The sequence below is a fragment of the Citrobacter sp. B72 genome (assembly GCF_016894305.1).
GTDB classification, from domain to species: Bacteria; Pseudomonadota; Gammaproteobacteria; order Enterobacterales; family Enterobacteriaceae; genus Citrobacter; species Citrobacter portucalensis.
The window spans coordinates 2,910,171-2,927,107 of record NZ_CP069801.1 but is presented as its reverse complement, the minus strand read 5'-3'; the positions used below and the strand labels follow the sequence as shown (position 1 = coordinate 2,927,107).

The following is a 16,937-nucleotide window of genomic DNA, read 5'->3' as shown; positions in this document are numbered from 1 at the left end:
GGAATTGTGGGAAAGGGTTAAGCTTTGACGAGTTCGGGCCACAGTCGCAGGGTTGTGTGTGCGATCTGCATCAGTTTTTCAAACGTTGCGCCTTCACGGGCGCTGATCGACATACCTTGTAAAATACAGTTCAGGTATTCGGCCAGTTTTTGCACGTCGCAATGGGCCGGAATTTCGCCTCGTTGCTGGCGCTGGTGAAGGAACTGGGTAAGCGTCTGTTCCTGCATTGCATGGCGGGATTTCACCGTGTGTGCAATATCGCGGGAAGAGGCTGCCAGCGTCGCAGAAGTATTAATCATGAAACATCCCGCCGGGGTGTCCTTGCTGGTAAAGCAGGTCGCTATAGCGGTGAAATAGTCTTCCAGTGCGGACTCAAGGCTTTTTTCTTCACAAAACAGCTGGGCTTCGTGTTTCGCCGCAAAGCGGGTGATGTAGCGGTCCAGTACGGCACGGAACAACCCTTCTTTATTGGTGAACTCCGCATACAGCGTAGGCGCTTTTGCGCCGGTGGCTTCCACGAGATCGGCGAGCGAGGTCGCTTCATATCCGTGCTGCCAGAAGAGTGTCATGGCCTTATCAAGCGCGGCTTCCCTGTCGAACACTTTTGGTCGGCCACGGCTTTTTTTTGCACAACCTGTCGTTTCAGTTGTCATGGTGCCGATGTACCTTTGTTGGGTTTATTGAATAACCATTATAAAAATATTCGACTGCACACTCCAGCGGATTCACGATAAAAATAATTTATAGCTATTAGCATGAAAAATAAGACCTTTATATTTTATATAACGATCATTATAAAAAAATGTTGACGTGTGACCTGGATCACATCTATGATTTACCTATCGATCGTTAAGTTAATCTTCTCGACACCCATTCATCTGCTAAAGGTCACTATCATGAAAAACGTAAAAACACTGTTTGTCGCTGCTGTTCTTAGCTCACTGTCATTTGCAAGCTTTGCCGCTGTTGAAGTTCAGTCCACCCCTGCGGGTCAAGAGAAAGTCGGTACTATTTCTGCGAATGCGGGGACTAACTTAGGTTCTCTGGAAGATCAACTGGCGCAGAAAGCCGATGAGATGGGTGCGAAGTCTTTCCGTATTACTTCCGTTACCGGTCCTAACACTCTTCACGGAACTGCAGTTATCTATAAATAAGATTTAACCCATCGCAATGCCACTGCGAGTTAATTAAAAAACCCCCGCGGAATAAAATCCAGCGGGGGTTTTTTTATACGCTACGTTTACAGCGGTTGTTGAGCAACGTCATGATGACGGGTCACATCGACCGGCATGCCTGAGCGAATCTCCATCGCATGATCCATGACGGCGGTATCTGTTTGCGCCGCATTTTTAAATGTCTGCATGGACGCGTTCAGCACGATCGGCAGCAGTTGCGGGTCGTCATTGATTTTTTCGGACAGCGGTTGGTGTACTTCCACCAGGCGCACGCCGTTAGGCTCAACGGATGCTTTGATCGGCGTATTGATAATATTGACCTTAGTTCCGGGCGTTACCTGACGGAACAGGGTTTCGATATCACCGTCGCGCAGACGAATACAGCCGGAACTGACGCGCATTCCGATGCCAAAATCAGCATTTGTACCGTGCAACAGGTACACGCCGCCGTATGCCGCTAAGCGAATCGCATGATGGCCCATCGGGTTATCCGGACCGGCAGGCACAACGGCAGGCAGGTCAATCCCGTTTGCTTTGTATCGCGCGCGGATATTTGCCGTCGGCGTCCAGGTGGGGTTGGCGCGTTTATCAGAGATGGTGGTTACCATCGTAGGCGTCAGCGTGTCACCACCTAACTGGCCAATACCAATAGGATACACGGTCACCGAATTGGTCCCCGGCTGGTAATAATAAAGACGCAGTTCGGCGAGGTTGATAACAATACCTTCGCGCGGGGCATCAGGTAGCAGAGTTTGTAACGGGATCGTCAAAACGCTGCCCGGACGTGGTACGTAAGGGTCAACGCCAGGGTTGGCCTGCAGCAGCGCGAGAAAGCCGACATTGTACTTTTTCGCAATCGCTTCCAGAGAACCGCCATTGTCTTCAACAACGTGAACGGCATTCTGACCCACCAGACGGCTTCCCGGTGGCGGCAGCGGCCAGGTGTTTGCCTGAGCCGGAAGTGCTAACGCGAATGTCGCTGCAAGCGTAAAAAACGCGAGCCAGCGAGAGAGTCGTTTATTGTTTAACATCACCATAAGTCCATTGTTTTTACGTGGTTTTTATTATGTAAAAGTAAACGAGAATTATGGCTGTTTGCTGTGTCGGGAAGTGCAGGGAAGTGCAAAGAGTTTGTAAATTCATCAGGCCGGGTGAGTGGTGTGCTCACCCGGCCTGTTCACTATGCTTATGCTACGGCGTTTTCTTCAAGCTGACGCATAAACTGGCGGACCCAGTCGATCCGCGTTTTACGCTCGCTCAACTCCTGCATAAATTTCAGCCGGGTTGGACCGTCCAGACGGAAGTGCTGCGGCTGCTTTTGCAGTAAACCAATCAGCCAGACCGGGTTGACGTGGTTTTTCTCGGCAAATTCAATGGTACCGCCTTTTTCATTGCCTTCGAGCTTTCTGATCCCCAGTTTCTGCGCCTGCTGGCGTAAACGGGCGATATCCAGCAGCGTACGAGCCGGGTCGGGCAGCAAGCCAAAACGGTCTATCAGCTCGACCTTAATTTCTTCCAGTTCGTTTTCGCCTTTCGCACTGGCAATGCGCTTGTAGAACGACAGTCGGGTGTTTACATCCGGGATATAGTCATCCGGCAGCAGAGACGGCATGCGCAGTTCAACTTCGGTTTGCTGGCTGGTGAGATCTTCCAGTGACGGTTCACGCCCTTCTTTGAGCGCATCGACCGCGTTTTCCAGCAGTTCCATATACAGCGAGAAGCCGATGCTTTCCATGGAACCACTCTGATCTTCACCCAGTAATTCCCCGGCGCCGCGAATTTCGAGGTCGTGGGTCGCCAGCGCAAAACCTGCACCCAAATCTTCCAGCGAGGCGATGGCTTCCAGACGTTTTTGCGCGTCGGTGGTCATTGCTTTCGGATGCGGCGTCAGCAGCCAGGCGTAAGCCTGGTGGTGAGAACGTCCCACACGACCGCGCAGCTGGTGTAATTGCGCTAAACCGAAGTGATCCGCTCGTTCGATGATGATGGTGTTAGCGGTGGGGATGTCGATCCCGGTTTCGATAATGGTGGTACACACCAGCACGTTAAAACGCTGATGGTGGAAATCGTTCATCACGCGTTCCAGTTCGCGCTCGCGCATTTGTCCGTGACCGATACCAATACGCGCTTCCGGCACCAGTTCTGCTAATCTGTCAGCGGTTTTCTGAATGTTTTCGACGTCGTTAAACAGATAATAAACTTGTCCCCCGCGCAGAACTTCACGCAGGATCGCCTCGCGTACCACCAGGTTGTCGTATTCGCGCACGAAGGTTTTGACCGCCAGACGACGAGCGGGCGGCGTGGCGATAATCGACAGATCGCGCATGCCGCTCATTGCCATATTGAGCGTACGTGGAATTGGCGTTGCCGTCAGGGTCAGAATATCGACATCTGCGCGCATCGCCTTGATGCGTTCTTTGTGGCGAACGCCAAAACGGTGCTCTTCATCGACAATCAGCAGACCCAGATCTTTTAACTTCACATCCGCTTGCAGCAGTTTGTGCGTGCCGATGAGAATATCAATTTTTCCCTCGGCAACTTGCTCCAGAATCTGCGCTTGCTCTTTGGCGCTACGGAAACGGGACAACATCTCAATGCGTACCGGCCAGTTGGCAAAGCGGTCGCGGAAGTTGTCGAAGTGCTGCTGTGCGAGCAGGGTGGTCGGCACCAGCACGGCAACCTGCTTGTGGTTCTCTACGGCGAGAAAGGCCGCGCGCATCGCGACTTCGGTTTTACCAAAGCCGACGTCGCCGCAGACCAGGCGGTCCATGGCCAGCGGTTGACACATATCGCTGAGTACCGCGTTAATCGCCTGCGCCTGGTCAGGCGTGGTTTCAAACGGGAAGCTGTCGCAAAACAGCTGATACTGTTCACGGTCATGCTTAAAGGCAAAGCCTTCTTTCGCCGCGCGCTGGGCATAAATATCCAGCAGCTCTGCCGCAACATCGCGCACCTTCTCAGCGGCTTTCTGTCGGGCACGTGACCAGGCATCGCCGCCAAGTTTATGCAGCGGCGCATTCTCTTCTGCGCCACCTGCATAGCGGCTGATGAGATGCAGTGACGACACCGGCACGTACAGTTTGGCGTCGTTGGCATAGGTGAGCATCAGATATTCACCGGTGATGCCGCCCGCTTCCAGCGTGGTCATACCGGCATAACGACCCACGCCGTGCTCCAGATGCACCACCGGCTGACCGGGATGCAGCTCTGCGAGGTTACGAATTAAGGTATCCGGGTTGATGGTGCGACGAGAATCCTGGCGGCGGCGCGCCACGCGTTCCCCAAGCAGATCGCTTTCACAAATCAGCGCCAGATTGCGTTTGCTATCAATGAAGCCGTGCTCAGCTGCGCCAATCATCAGATAACGACCGTTATCAACGGCTTCATCGAGTCGCAATATCCGCTTCGGCGCCACTTTGATACGGGCGAGCAGTTCGCCAAGTGCTTCACGGCGGCCTTCACTTTCCACCGAGAAAATCACCGGACCGGTGAAGCCTTCAAGGAATTTACGTAACGCATCTAACGGCGCTTTTTGCTGTGCCTGAACGGCGATATCCGGCAGCTTCTGGAACCCAAGGTTAGTATTCGCTGCTTTGATCGCCAGACTCTCGGTTTTCAGTTGAACGCGCGGCCAGCGTTTAAGTTCAGAAAATAGCTCATCAACCCGCAGCCACAGCGATTCCGGCGGCAGAAGCGGGCGCATCGGATCAACACCGCGATTCTCAAAGCGTGACAGGGTATCGGCCTGGAAGCGTTCTGCGCTGGTCTCGATATCACCGGTATTCACCAATAACGTATTGGCGGGAAAGTAGCTGAACAGCGGCGGCAGCGGCTCGCTGAAAAACAGCGGTTGCCAGTATTCAATACCCGCAGGTAACGTGCCTTTGCTGACCTGCTGGTAAATATGTTCGGCGTCGCGTTTCACCTCAAAGGTATCGCGCCACTGGCTACGGAATAGCTCGATGGCCGTTTTGTCAGTCGGGAATTCGTGTGCGGGTAGCAAATTAATGGCATCGACTTCTTCCAGCGTGCGCTGGGTGTCGGTATCAAACAGACGCAGGCTGTCGATTTCGTCATCAAAGAAATCCAGACGATAAGGCAACTCGCTGCCCATCGGGAACAGATCCAACAACGCGCCGCGCGTGGCGTATTCGCCGTGTTCCATGACCTGATCAACATGGCGATAGCCCGCACTGTCCAGCTGTTCACGCAGAGCGTCACGTGAAAGTCGCTGGCCCTTTTTCATGACCAGCGCATGGCCGTGCAGATAGCTGTGCGGACAGACACGCTGCATCAGGGTATTTACCGGAACGATCAGCACGCCGCGCTGCATGGCAGGCAGCTGATACAGCGTGGAGAGACGCGAGGAGATAATCTCCTGATGAGGAGAAAAGCTGTCGTAGGGAAGCGTTTCCCAGTCGGCCAGGTTCATTACCATCTGGTCGGTAAACTGACGAATTTCATCATGCAAACGCAGCGCATTTTGCATGTCCGGCGCGATCAGGACCACTGGACCGGCATGATGTTCGGCGATTTCGGCAACCAGCGTTGCGCAGGCCGCGCCGGTAAGCTCACCCAACTGGCGCTGATCGCCTGCTTTCGCTGGGAGCGTGTAACGATGTTGTTCAGGCATTCGGTTGTCAGGATCTCGTTTAGATATACATCTGATAAGCAATGTTCTTTATTATCCGTGATCGTTTCTCATAAGCAAATTGATTCGCCCCCGAATGGGGGCAAAAAGCGCGTTGGGGTTAGCGCGAGGCGGTCGATAAAGAAGGCGGGGAAAAGAGCAGGTCGGCCACGGTTTTTTGTGAAATTTTACGTACCAACAGGCCAAACAAGGTGCACAGTAGCAGGCAGGCGAACGGATACACCAGCAGCAGGGCCAGCTCCGCATATGCAGCCCAGGCGGTATGATTGATTTTAGGGATTAGCGTTAAGCTGAACAGCTCAACCAGAATACGGTGGGTAGTGTAGATGGCGATGGTATTGGATCCAATCACGCTTAACGGGCCGGACTTACGCATACCAAAGCGCAACTCAAATTGATAAAACAGCTTCATGATCAGCACAATGGAAAGCAGAGAAAGTAATAGTGAGACATTTGCCAGCCACGCGACGACGGCGGCGATTGCGCTAACCAGAACAATGACCGCATGGCGGCGCAGGGGCACCTCCTTGATCCATACCATCAGCGTTGCGCCAAACCATGCACCGAGGCTGTACCAGGGCAGATTGCGAATCACGCTGTTCATTCCCCACCACGGCGTCGGGACAAAATTGATCGCCACGCTCAGCACCACAAATAACGCCAACAGCGGCACCGCCCAGCGGCTGAAAATCTTACACAGAACAAAATAGACAATCAGCGCGTACAGATACCACAAGCTGGTGCTGGCGGTCAGCATTCCGTGGGTAAAACCTGTGATCGAATTGGCATACGCAGCGTTGGCGGCATGGCTCAGATCGCGCTGTGGGGCCAGCCAGTTATTGAGCGCGACTAACGCCAGCCATTGCACCACTCCCCAAAGCACCAGCACCCAGGCAATGCTCCAGATCCGCTTATCCACGCAGGTGGTCCACGGGACGCTATCAATGTAGCGACGGATCAGATACCCCGAAATAAAGAAAAAGACCGGCATGCGAAACGGCGCCAGGTACAAATTGAGGTAAATCCAGCATTTGCTCAGCAGCTCTGAAAGCGGATGCTGAAAAGTAGTGAGGTGCGGGTAAAACGTGATTACCGAGTGGTAAATTACCACCAGACAAATACATAACCCTTTGATTTGATTAATCCATAGTTCTTTTTTCTTCATCGAGACGGCGTATCCATATTGTTGGCTATAGCCTGCCATCCTGCGCAACCCGCTGTGCGCTGTAATGCGTAACTGTCTGCATTTTGTTTTTTTAAGATAAAGATCAGGGACCCGGGCTGAAGGAAAGAGGGACAACTTTAGCGAATTGATTTATTTATACTTTTAGGAATAGTGCTGACGAACACTTACGGTTCAGTCATTTACCCATTCCGCTTTCGCTTATATACTCGTGACTTTGCTAACAGCAACCAGACGGATTTCATGTACCAACCTGTCGCTCTATTCATCGGCCTGCGTTATATGCGTGGGCGTGCAGCAGATCGCTTCGGTCGCTTCGTTTCCTGGCTCTCCACCATAGGCATTACTCTCGGGGTAATGGCGCTGGTCACGGTGTTGTCGGTGATGAACGGTTTCGAGCGCGAGCTGCAAAACAATATTCTTGGCCTGATGCCTCAGGCCGTACTCTCGTCTGAACAGGGTTCCCTCAACCCGCAACAACTGCCGGAAAAAGCGGTGGTGTTGAACGGCGTCAACCGCGTTGCGCCTATAACTACGGGAGATGTGGTGCTGCAAAGTGCGCGTAGCGTGGCGGTCGGCGTGATGCTCGGTATCGATCCGGCGCAAAAAGATCCATTAATGCCGTATCTGGTCAATGTGAAGCAAACAGATCTGCAACCGGGTAAGTATAATGTCATCCTCGGCGAGCAGCTTGCCGGGCAGTTGGGCGTGAACCGTGGCGATCAAATCCGTGTGATGGTGCCCTCGGCCAGTCAGTTTACGCCGATGGGGCGTTTGCCGAGCCAGCGTTTGTTTACGGTGATTGGCACTTTCGCCGCCAACAGCGAAGTCGATGGCTACCAGATGCTGACCAACATTCAGGATGCCTCGCGTCTGATGCGTTATCCGGTGGGTAATATCACTGGCTGGCGTCTGTGGCTTAACGAACCGTTAAAAGTTGACACGCTGAGCCAGCAAACGCTGCCGCAAGGCACCAAATGGCAGGACTGGCGCGAGCGCAAAGGGGAACTGTTCCAGGCCGTGCGCATGGAAAAGAACATGATGGGGCTGCTGCTTAGCCTGATCGTGGCGGTGGCGGCTTTTAATATTATTACCTCGCTGGGTCTGATGGTAATGGAGAAGCAAGGGGAAGTGGCGATTTTACAAACGCAGGGGCTAACGCCGCGGCAGATAATGATGGTGTTTATGGTTCAGGGGGCCAGTGCCGGGGTGATTGGCGCGCTGCTGGGCGCTGTGCTGGGGGCATTGCTCGCCAGCCAACTGAACAATCTGATGCCAATTATTGGTGTGCTGCTGGATGGCGCTGCGCTGCCGGTCGCCATTGAGCCGCTGCAGGTTATCGTCATTGCTCTGGTGGCGATGGCCATCGCGCTGCTGTCTACGCTTTATCCTTCCTGGCGCGCTGCCGCCACTCAACCCGCTGAGGCTTTACGTTATGAATAAGATCCTGTTGCAATGCGACAACCTGTGCAAACGCTATCAGGAAGGCACTGTGCAGACCGATGTACTGCACGATGTCAGTTTTTGCGTCGGCGAAGGTGAGATGATGGCGATTGTCGGCAGCTCAGGCTCCGGCAAGAGTACGCTGCTGCATCTGTTAGGCGGGCTGGATACCCCGACTTCCGGCGACGTCATTTTTAGCGGTCAGCCAATGAGCAAGCTCTCGTCGGCGGCGAAAGCGGAACTGCGTAATCAGAAGCTGGGCTTTATTTACCAGTTCCACCATTTGCTGCCGGATTTTACCGCACTGGAAAACGTAGCGATGCCGCTGCTGATCGGCAAGAAAAAACCGGCTGAAATCACCGAGCGCGCACGGGATATGCTGAAAGCGGTAGGGCTGGATCATCGTGCCAGTCATCGCCCGTCTGAACTGTCTGGCGGCGAACGTCAGCGTGTGGCCATCGCGCGTGCGCTGGTGAATAACCCGCGCCTGGTCCTGGCAGATGAGCCAACGGGTAACCTGGATGCGCGTAACGCGGACAGCATTTTCGAGCTTCTGGGCGAGCTGAACCGCTCTCAGGGCACGGCATTTCTGGTGGTGACGCACGATCTGCAACTGGCGAAGCGGATGAGTCGCCAGCTTGAAATGCGCGATGGTCGCCTGACGGCTGAACTGAGCCTGATGGGAGCTGAGTAATGGCTTCGCCTTTATCGTTATTGATTGGTCTGCGCTTTAGCCGTGGTCGGCGGCGCGGCGGTATGGTTTCGTTGATTTCGGTGATATCTACCGTTGGCATCGCGTTGGGTGTGGCGGTGTTGATCGTCGGTTTAAGTGCCATGAACGGATTTGAGCGTGAGCTGAACAACCGTATTCTGGCCGTAGTCCCACACGGAGAGATTGAAGCCGTAAATCAGCCGTGGAATAACTGGCAGGAAGCGCTCGACAAGGTACAAAAAGTGCCGGGTATTGTCGCCGCGGCGCCTTATATCAACTTTACCGGACTGGTGGAGAGCGGGGCGAACTTACGCGCGGTGCAGGTGAAGGGCGTTGACCCGAAACAGGAACAGCGTTTAAGCGCGCTGCCATCCTTCGTGCAAAACCACGCCTGGGATAATTTTAAAGCCGGTGAACAACAAATCATCATTGGTAAGGGTATTGCCGATGCGCTGAAGGTGAAGCAGGGCGACTGGGTGTCGATTATGATCCCTAACGCCAGCGCGGATCATAAGCTACAGCAGCCTAAACGCGTGCGTTTGCACGTGACGGGGATCCTGCAACTGAGCGGTCAGCTCGATCACAGCTTTGCCATGATCCCAATGGAAGATGCCCAGCAATATCTGGATATGGGAACCAGCGTTTCCGGGATCGCGCTGAAGGTTAACGACGTGTTTAACGCCAATAAGCTGGTGCGAGACGCGGGTGAAGTCACCAATAACTATGTTTACATCAAGAGCTGGATTGGCACCTACGGCTATATGTACCGCGATATTCAGATGATCCGCGCCATTATGTATCTGGCTATGGTGCTGGTGATTGGCGTGGCCTGTTTTAATATCGTTTCCACGTTAGTGATGGCGGTAAAAGACAAAAGCGGCGATATTGCGGTATTAAGAACACTCGGGGCGAAAGATGGGTTGATCCGTGCCATTTTTGTCTGGTACGGCCTGCTGGCGGGTCTGTTCGGTAGCCTGATAGGCGTCGTCATCGGGGTGGTTGTGTCGTTGCAACTGACGCCGATCATAAACGGGATTGAGGCGCTTATCGGCCATCAGTTCCTGTCCGGCGATATCTATTTCATTGACTTCCTGCCATCGGAATTACACTGGCTGGATGTGATTTACGTGCTGGTGACAGCACTCGTGCTGAGTCTTTTGGCAAGTTGGTATCCGGCGCGTCGCGCCAGCAATATTGATCCTGCGAGAGTACTTAGCGGCCAATAACAACAATAATACACGACAGCATTCATGCTGCATCAAGGCGTAGCCAACGCAGAGGCATCTTGAAGGATGACGTGTATCAAGGAGCGGTGATGTATTACGGATTTGACATCGGCGGGACCAAAATTGCGCTGGGCGTGTTTGATAAGCAACGTCGTCTGCAATGGGAAACTCGCGTTCCTACGCCTCGCGACAGCTACGACGCTTTCCTTGATGCGGTCTGCAATCTGGTGACGGAAGCGGATCAGCGGTTCGGCATCAAAGGTTCGGTAGGCATCGGCATTCCGGGCATGCCGGAAACCGAAGACGGCACGCTGTACGCGGCCAATGTTCCTGCCGCCAGTGGCAAACCGCTCCGCGCCGATCTCAGCGCTCGCCTTGACCGCGATGTGCGTCTGGATAACGATGCGAACTGTTTTGCTCTCTCCGAAGCCTGGGATGACGAGTTCACCCAATATCCGCTGGTAATGGGGTTGATCCTCGGTACGGGCGTCGGCGGCGGCCTGGTGCTTAACGGAAAATCCATCACCGGACGCAGCTATATCACCGGTGAGTTTGGTCATATTCGTTTGCCGGTCGATGCGCTGACGCTGATGGGCTTTGATTTCCCGCTGCGCCGCTGCGGATGCGGTCAACTGGGATGCATCGAAAGCTATCTTTCCGGCGGTGGATTTGCGTGGTTGTATCAGCATTACTACCATCAACCGCTGGATGCCCGCGAAATTATTGCGCTGTGGGAGCAGGGTGATGAACACGCGCGTGCCCACGTTGAACGCTATCTGGATTTGCTGGCGGTGTGTCTTGGGAATATCCTGACTATCGTCGATCCTGATTTGGTAGTGATTGGCGGAGGCTTGTCGAATTTTACCGCTATTACGACGCAACTGGCGGATCGACTGCCACGTCATCTGCTGCCGGTTGCTCGGGTGCCGCGTATTGAGCAGGCACGGCACGGTGATGCCGGCGGGATGCGCGGGGCCGCTTTCCTACATCTTACCGATTAATACAAAGAGGTTGTTATGCTGTCGCGTCGGGGTCATCGGTTAAGCCGCTTTCGTAAAAATAAACGCCATTTGCGCGATCGCCTGCGTCAACGAATCTTTTTCAGAGACAGAGTGGTGCCTGAATTGATGGAAAAACCAAGAGTGCTGGTACTGACTGGAGCGGGAATCTCCGCTGAGTCAGGAATTCGAACATTCCGCGCGGCGGATGGTCTCTGGGAAGAACATCGGGTAGAGGACGTTGCGACTCCGGAAGGATTTAGTCGAAATCAGGAACTGGTTCAGTCGTTTTATAACGCCCGTCGCCATCAGTTGCAGCAGCCTGAAATCCAACCCAACGCGGCGCATATCGCACTGGCAAAACTCGAAGCCGAGCTGGGCGATCGTTTTTTACTGGTGACGCAGAACATTGATAATCTGCATGAGCGTGCGGGCAGCCAGAACGTTATCCATATGCACGGCGAGTTGCTCAAAGTTCGCTGTTCGCAAAGCGGGCAGATTCTGGAGTGGACGGGCGATGTGACCCCGGAAGATAAATGTCATTGCTGCCAGTTTCCGGCACCGCTGCGACCACACGTAGTGTGGTTTGGTGAAATGCCGCTGGGTATGGATGAAATTTATATGGCGCTGGCAATGGCAGATGTGTTCATTGCGATTGGCACATCGGGACATGTTTATCCGGCAGCGGGTTTTGTGCATGAGGCGCGGCTGCATGGGGCACATACGGTAGAACTCAATCTCGAACCGAGCCAGGTAGGCAGCGAGTTTGAAGAGAAGTATTACGGTCCGGCAAGCCAGGTGGTGCCTGAGTTCGTTGAGAAGTTATTGAAAGGGCTGTAACGGCTATCCGGATAATACTGTTTAAGCCTGTACAAACTGGCGGTCCTCACGCAGGGCCGCCATAATCAAAAATCCTACGATGTAAAAACAACAGATCAGCCCCAGTGCGCTCAGCCATATGGGTAGTCGGGTAATGTAAACCAGGCTGCACGAGATAATCACCAGAATAATTCCGGTATACATGGGGTGCGCAATCCAGGCAAAAATGCCGCGCGTAACCCTTTTTGCACGAGGTAAATAGTAGCCTGTCCATGTGTGGCTCTCCCCCAAATCCCATTTCCCTTTGATGACCAGCGCGTTACCGACGATCGCCAGAATCAGACATCCCCACTCCACCGGGCCAATCTGATGACTGAAAAACAGGCTATAACCAAAAACCAGGATCGGTATTAAAAAGGTGAGCCGTAGCAGGTGGGTTGCGATGACAGGCAGCAAAGGACGAGCGTTTACCGGCTGCTTACGAGGGAGAATCACCAGCGTAAATACGATCAGATTAGCCAACTCAAGTAGCAGCCAGAGCGTTGTCATTGGAAGCCTCAGAAGCCGGCCTGGAATACTGTAAGCATAGCCAGAAACTGGGGAGCGGGAATCAGTCGAAAGACGTAAAAAGTAGGGATTGGCAGGTAGCAACCCGGCGCAGCGACGCCTGCCGGGTTGCACGAGTATTAGCGTCCTGCTTTTAGCTTCTGATAATACTCTTCATAGATAGCGCTGGCGGAACCGACATCGTTTTGCCATTCCCCTTTGTTGATGGTTTCCGCGTCAGGGTAGAGCGTTTTGTCGTTCGCGACCTCAGGACTTAACAGCTTGCGTGCTGCCAGGTTTGGCGTCGGGTAACCGATAGTTTCTGCGACTTCTTTCGCGACGTCCGGGCGCAGCAGGAAGTTAATCAGCTTCAGCGCACCTTCTTTGTTTTTCGCGTTAGCCGGAATAGACAGGCTGTCCATCCAGAAAATGCCACCTTCTTTCGGCCATACCACTTCCAACGGTGTGCCCGCCTGACGCGCAACATACGCGGAGCCGTTCCACACCATTCCCAGATTGACTTCGCCTTCCATATACGGATTGGCCGGGTTGTCAGAGTTAAATGCCGCAACGTTAGGCATCAGCTTCTTCAACTCGTTATAGGCGGCTTCAATCTCTTTGGGATCGGTGGTATTGCCGGAATATCCCAGCTTGCGCAGCGCCATCTGGAACACTTCTCGCGCATCATCCGTTAACAGCAGACTGCCTTTGTACTCCGGCTTCCACAGATCGGCCCAACTGGTGACGGTTTTCGGATCGATAGCATCGCTGTTGACGCCAATGGCCGTCGCACCCCAGATATACGGGATGGAGTAGTCGTTGTTCGGGTCAAACGGCTTGTTGAGCATTTCCGGATCGAGGTTGTGGAAGTTGGTCAACGTCGACTTGTCGATCTTCTGGATCATGCCTTCTTTACGCATTTTATCGACGTAATAGGTGGACGGAACCACCAAATCGTATGCGCCGTCTTTATAGGTTTTGAGCTTGGCGTACATGGTTTCATTCGACTCGTAGGTCGAATAGATAACCTTAATGCCGGTTTCTTTGGTGAACTGTTCCAGCAGCCCTGGCGGGACATACTCGGTCCAGTTATAGAAATAGAGCGTGTTGTTGTCATTCGCGTGAGCGGCGCTCATGCCCAGTGCCAGAGCACCCGCCGCGAGCAGGTGGCGTGACCATTTTTTCATCATTTAACGTCCCCTGAATAAAGGGCCTCAGCGGCCCTTGGTTTTATCACGTGCAATAAGCTGGCTGGCAATCACCATAACCAGCGACAGAACCAACAAAATGGTCGCCAGCGCGTTCACCTCAGGTGATACGCCGACTTTAACCATTGAGTAGATTTTTAATGGCAAAATTTCATAACCCGGTCCGGTGACGAAAGATGAAACAACAACATCATCCATCGACAGCGTAAAGCTCAGCAACCAACCCGCAGCCACCGCAGGCATAGCCAGTGGCAGTATTATCTTGCGCAGAATAGTTACTTCGCTGGCACCCAAATCTTTAGCCGCCTCAAGCATGCGGACATCAAAACCTTTCAGGCGAGAGTAAACCGTCACCACCACAAAAGGCAGACAAAAAGTGATATGCGAGAACAGCAGCGACCAGAAGCCCAGTTGAATGCCGATCAGCATAAACAGCACCAGCAGAGATATTGCCATCACAATATCCGGCGACATCATCACCACGAAGAGCATGCCACTGACGAACGGCTTACCGCGAAAACGGTAACGATAAAGCGCGACCGCAGTAAGTGAACCGATCAGCGTGGCGAACGTGGCGGAGAGCACCGCCATGGTCAGCGAGTGCTGCGCCGCCTGCAACAGGCTGTCGTTGTTCACCAGCAGACCGTACCACTTGGTCGTAAAACCTTGCCAGTTGATGCCAAAGCGCGAGCTGTTAAAGGAGTTCACAATCAAAATAATGATTGGAATGTACAGATACGCGTAGATAGCGGTCATAAAACCGCCGCGAAGCAGTCGACCGATCATTCGAGTTCTACCCTCTTATTCAGCAGGCGGGAGGCGCGCCAGTAGACCAGCAGCATCAGCCCCATCACGATAGTCAGCGTTATGCTGGTGGCGGCGCCAAACGGCCAGTCGCGAATGTTCAGGAACTGAACTTTAATTACGTTACCAATCAGCAGGTTTTTCGCGCCGCCCATTAAGTCGGAAACGTAAAACAGCCCCATTGCGGGCAGCATGACCAGCAGGCATCCGGCGATAATCCCCGGCATCGTCAACGGAATAATGATGCGGGTGAAGGTCTGAAGCTTACTGGCGCCTAAATCGCGTGCGGCTTCCAGCAGCGGTTTATCGAGCTTTTCAATGCTGGAATAGAGCGGCATCACCATAAACGGCAGCAGGATGTATACCAGCCCGATAATCACCGCGCTGGGGGTAAACATAATGCGAATGGGTGTATCGATAACGCCGAGCCATAACAGAAACTCGTTGAGATAGCCTTTGGTACTGAGGAAAATTTTGAGTCCGTAGATGCGAATCAGAGAATTGGTCCAGAACGGAACAATCAGCAGGAACAGCAGCAGCGGGCGTACTTTTTCCGGCAGTTTCACCAAAAACCAGGCAAACGGGTAGCCGAGTACCAGACAGGCGAGCGTGGCAATCAGCGCCATATTGAGGGAGTGAACTAGTACCTCAAAATAGAGCGGATCGAGCAGGCGCGTATAGTTCTCCAGCGTAAAGACCATTTTGACGAAATTGGCGTCGTCACGGGTCAAAAAGCTGGTGCCGATGATCATCAGGTTGGGCAGAAAGACAAATAACACAAGCCAACCGACAATGGTGAAGATCACCACACTCTGGAATTTACTTGTGCTCTTCATCAGCCAGTACGACCTCCCAGCTTTCTACCCAGTTAATTGCCATTTTCTGGTCGAGCGAGTGGTCAAAGTCAGGATCGTCTTCGTTGAAGAATTCGCTGACCATCACCATTTTGCCATTTTCCAGTTCCACAACCGATTCCAGCGTCATGCCTTTGTAGTTGCGTTCACGCACGTAGCCGATCAGGCCTTCAATATGATTATCATCATTGATTTCATCAACGCGCAAATCTTCAGGGCGTAACAGGACGTGCAGCTTTTGTCCGGGAACTACCGCGAAGTTGACATAAATATTGCACTCGCGGCCTTCAACGTTAGCACGAACACGCTGTTCATCCAGACGTTCAATCACCGTGGCGTTAAACATATTGATCTCGCCGATAAACCCGGCGACAAACAGATTCTTTGGCTCTTCGTAGATTTCGCGCGGCGTACCGTCCTGCTCAATCTTACCATCGCGCATCACCACGATGCGGTCGGACATGGTTAGCGCTTCTTCCTGATCGTGTGTGACAAAGACAAAAGTGATACCAAGCTTACGCTGCAGTGCTTTCAGTTCATTCTGCATCTGCTTACGCAGTTTGTAGTCCAGCGCAGAGAGGGATTCATCTAACAAGAGTAAGCGGGGTTTGTTGACCACTGCTCGGGCAATCGCTACGCGCTGCTGCTGTCCGCCGGAAAGTTGATGCGGTTTTCTCTGGGCGAACTCTTCCAGTTGCACCATGCGCAGGGCTTCGGTAACGCGGGGAGAAATGTCGGCTGCGGGCGTTTTTTGCATGCGCAAACCAAAGGCCACATTTTCAAACACAGTCATGTGGGGGAATAGCGCATAGCTTTGGAAGACGGTATTCACGTAGCGATTTTCCGCTGGAACGTGAGTGATGTCCTCGTTGTCCAACAAAATATGACCGGAATCAACCGTTTCCAGACCGGCAATCAGGCGAAGAACGGTTGTTTTACCGCAGCCAGAGGGGCCAAGCAGCGTAAGAAACTCGCCATTATTGATGGTCAAATCCAGGCTGGAAATCACCTCTTTGCCATCGAAACTTTTGCGAATTCCCGCTAATTGCACCAGTGGAGAAAGCGAACGCGGTTGTTTATTCAATTTTTTACTCTGTCCCATGTAAACGCAACGGATGGCTGACCGATGCGGGGTTTGTGGTTAACCACCTTGATGACTCTTAATGAGGGCCGTTATTCTACGGCAAACCATTGTAATCGCCAATCCTTGTTGCGAATTACTGACTTAGCCCTATAGTCAGAGGGGATGTCAGGGCGAAATATTCTCACTTGCGGGGATAAAAGTGACCTGACGCAATATTTGTCTTTTGTTGCTTAT

General features: G+C 53.0%; 15 protein-coding genes. 6 read left to right on the top strand and 9 right to left on the bottom strand.

Features of this window, described 5'->3' with window-relative positions; translation table 11 throughout:
* Positions 1–17 precede the first annotated feature (17 nt).
* Positions 18–653, bottom strand: a complete 636-nt coding sequence (comR, locus tag JQN59_RS13985; protein WP_008784432.1) for a TetR family copper-responsive transcriptional repressor ComR — start codon at positions 651–653, stop codon at positions 18–20.
* A 243-nt stretch (positions 654–896) separates the two neighbouring features.
* On the opposite strand from comR, the gene bhsA reads away from it, so the two are divergent.
* On the top strand, positions 897–1,154 hold the full coding sequence (gene bhsA, locus JQN59_RS13980; RefSeq protein ID WP_003030810.1) for a multiple stress resistance protein BhsA: 258 nt from the start codon (positions 897–899) through the stop codon (positions 1,152–1,154).
* An 86-nt stretch (positions 1,155–1,240) separates the two neighbouring features.
* Here the strand turns inward: bhsA and ldtC are convergent, their stop codons facing one another.
* The 3 genes from ldtC to JQN59_RS13965 form a co-directional block, all read right to left on the bottom strand.
* Positions 1,241–2,206: a L,D-transpeptidase LdtC gene (gene ldtC / locus JQN59_RS13975; protein WP_032944376.1), complete on the bottom strand. Its 966-nt coding sequence runs from the start codon at positions 2,204–2,206 to the stop codon at positions 1,241–1,243.
* Between the two features lie 155 nt (positions 2,207–2,361).
* Positions 2,362–5,808 (bottom strand): transcription-repair coupling factor, encoded by a 3,447-nt coding sequence (gene mfd, locus JQN59_RS13970; protein ID WP_149608221.1) that lies wholly within the window; start codon positions 5,806–5,808, stop codon positions 2,362–2,364.
* A 118-nt stretch (positions 5,809–5,926) separates the two neighbouring features.
* Entirely contained in the window at positions 5,927–6,991 is a 1,065-nt protein-coding gene (locus JQN59_RS13965; protein ID WP_149608222.1) for an acyltransferase family protein, read from the bottom strand.
* A gap of 261 nt (positions 6,992–7,252) precedes the next feature.
* Here JQN59_RS13965 and lolC point away from each other — a divergent pair, with 261 nt between their 5' ends.
* From lolC to cobB, 5 genes are all read left to right on the top strand, one after another.
* Positions 7,253–8,452: a lipoprotein-releasing ABC transporter permease subunit LolC gene (lolC, locus tag JQN59_RS13955; RefSeq protein WP_149608223.1), complete on the top strand. Its 1,200-nt coding sequence runs from the start codon at positions 7,253–7,255 to the stop codon at positions 8,450–8,452.
* Entirely contained in the window at positions 8,445–9,146 is a 702-nt protein-coding gene (gene lolD, locus JQN59_RS13950; RefSeq protein WP_003832278.1) for a lipoprotein-releasing ABC transporter ATP-binding protein LolD, read from the top strand. The genes lolC and lolD overlap by 8 nt, the downstream gene beginning before the upstream one ends.
* Positions 9,146–10,390: a lipoprotein-releasing ABC transporter permease subunit LolE gene (gene lolE / locus JQN59_RS13945; protein WP_003030804.1), complete on the top strand. Its 1,245-nt coding sequence runs from the start codon at positions 9,146–9,148 to the stop codon at positions 10,388–10,390. The genes lolD and lolE overlap by 1 nt, the downstream gene beginning before the upstream one ends.
* Before the next feature lie 89 nt (positions 10,391–10,479).
* Positions 10,480–11,391, top strand: coding sequence for an N-acetylglucosamine kinase (gene nagK, locus JQN59_RS13940; RefSeq protein WP_020996481.1), 912 nt, complete (start codon positions 10,480–10,482; stop codon positions 11,389–11,391).
* A gap of 15 nt (positions 11,392–11,406) precedes the next feature.
* Positions 11,407–12,228: a Sir2 family NAD+-dependent deacetylase gene (cobB, locus tag JQN59_RS13935; protein ID WP_149608224.1), complete on the top strand. Its 822-nt coding sequence runs from the start codon at positions 11,407–11,409 to the stop codon at positions 12,226–12,228.
* Between the two features lie 21 nt (positions 12,229–12,249).
* Here cobB and JQN59_RS13930 read toward each other — a convergent pair whose 3' ends face one another.
* From JQN59_RS13930 to potA, 5 genes are all read right to left on the bottom strand, one after another.
* On the bottom strand, positions 12,250–12,756 hold the full coding sequence (locus JQN59_RS13930; RefSeq protein WP_149608225.1) for a methyltransferase family protein: 507 nt from the start codon (positions 12,754–12,756) through the stop codon (positions 12,250–12,252).
* 137 nt (positions 12,757–12,893) lie between these two features.
* Positions 12,894–13,940 (bottom strand): spermidine/putrescine ABC transporter substrate-binding protein PotD, encoded by a 1,047-nt coding sequence (gene potD / locus JQN59_RS13925; protein ID WP_003030797.1) that lies wholly within the window; start codon positions 13,938–13,940, stop codon positions 12,894–12,896.
* 27 nt (positions 13,941–13,967) lie between these two features.
* Positions 13,968–14,747 carry a spermidine/putrescine ABC transporter permease PotC gene (potC, locus tag JQN59_RS13920; RefSeq protein ID WP_006684943.1) on the bottom strand — a complete coding sequence of 260 codons (780 nt, stop codon included), beginning with the start codon at positions 14,745–14,747 and terminating at the stop codon, positions 13,968–13,970.
* Positions 14,744–15,601, bottom strand: a complete 858-nt coding sequence (potB, locus tag JQN59_RS13915) for a spermidine/putrescine ABC transporter permease PotB (protein WP_008784439.1) — start codon at positions 15,599–15,601, stop codon at positions 14,744–14,746. The genes potC and potB overlap by 4 nt, the downstream gene beginning before the upstream one ends.
* Positions 15,585–16,721 carry a spermidine/putrescine ABC transporter ATP-binding protein PotA gene (potA, locus tag JQN59_RS13910; protein WP_003832287.1) on the bottom strand — a complete coding sequence of 379 codons (1,137 nt, stop codon included), beginning with the start codon at positions 16,719–16,721 and terminating at the stop codon, positions 15,585–15,587. The genes potB and potA overlap by 17 nt, the downstream gene beginning before the upstream one ends.
* Positions 16,722–16,937: the final 216 nt, after the last annotated feature.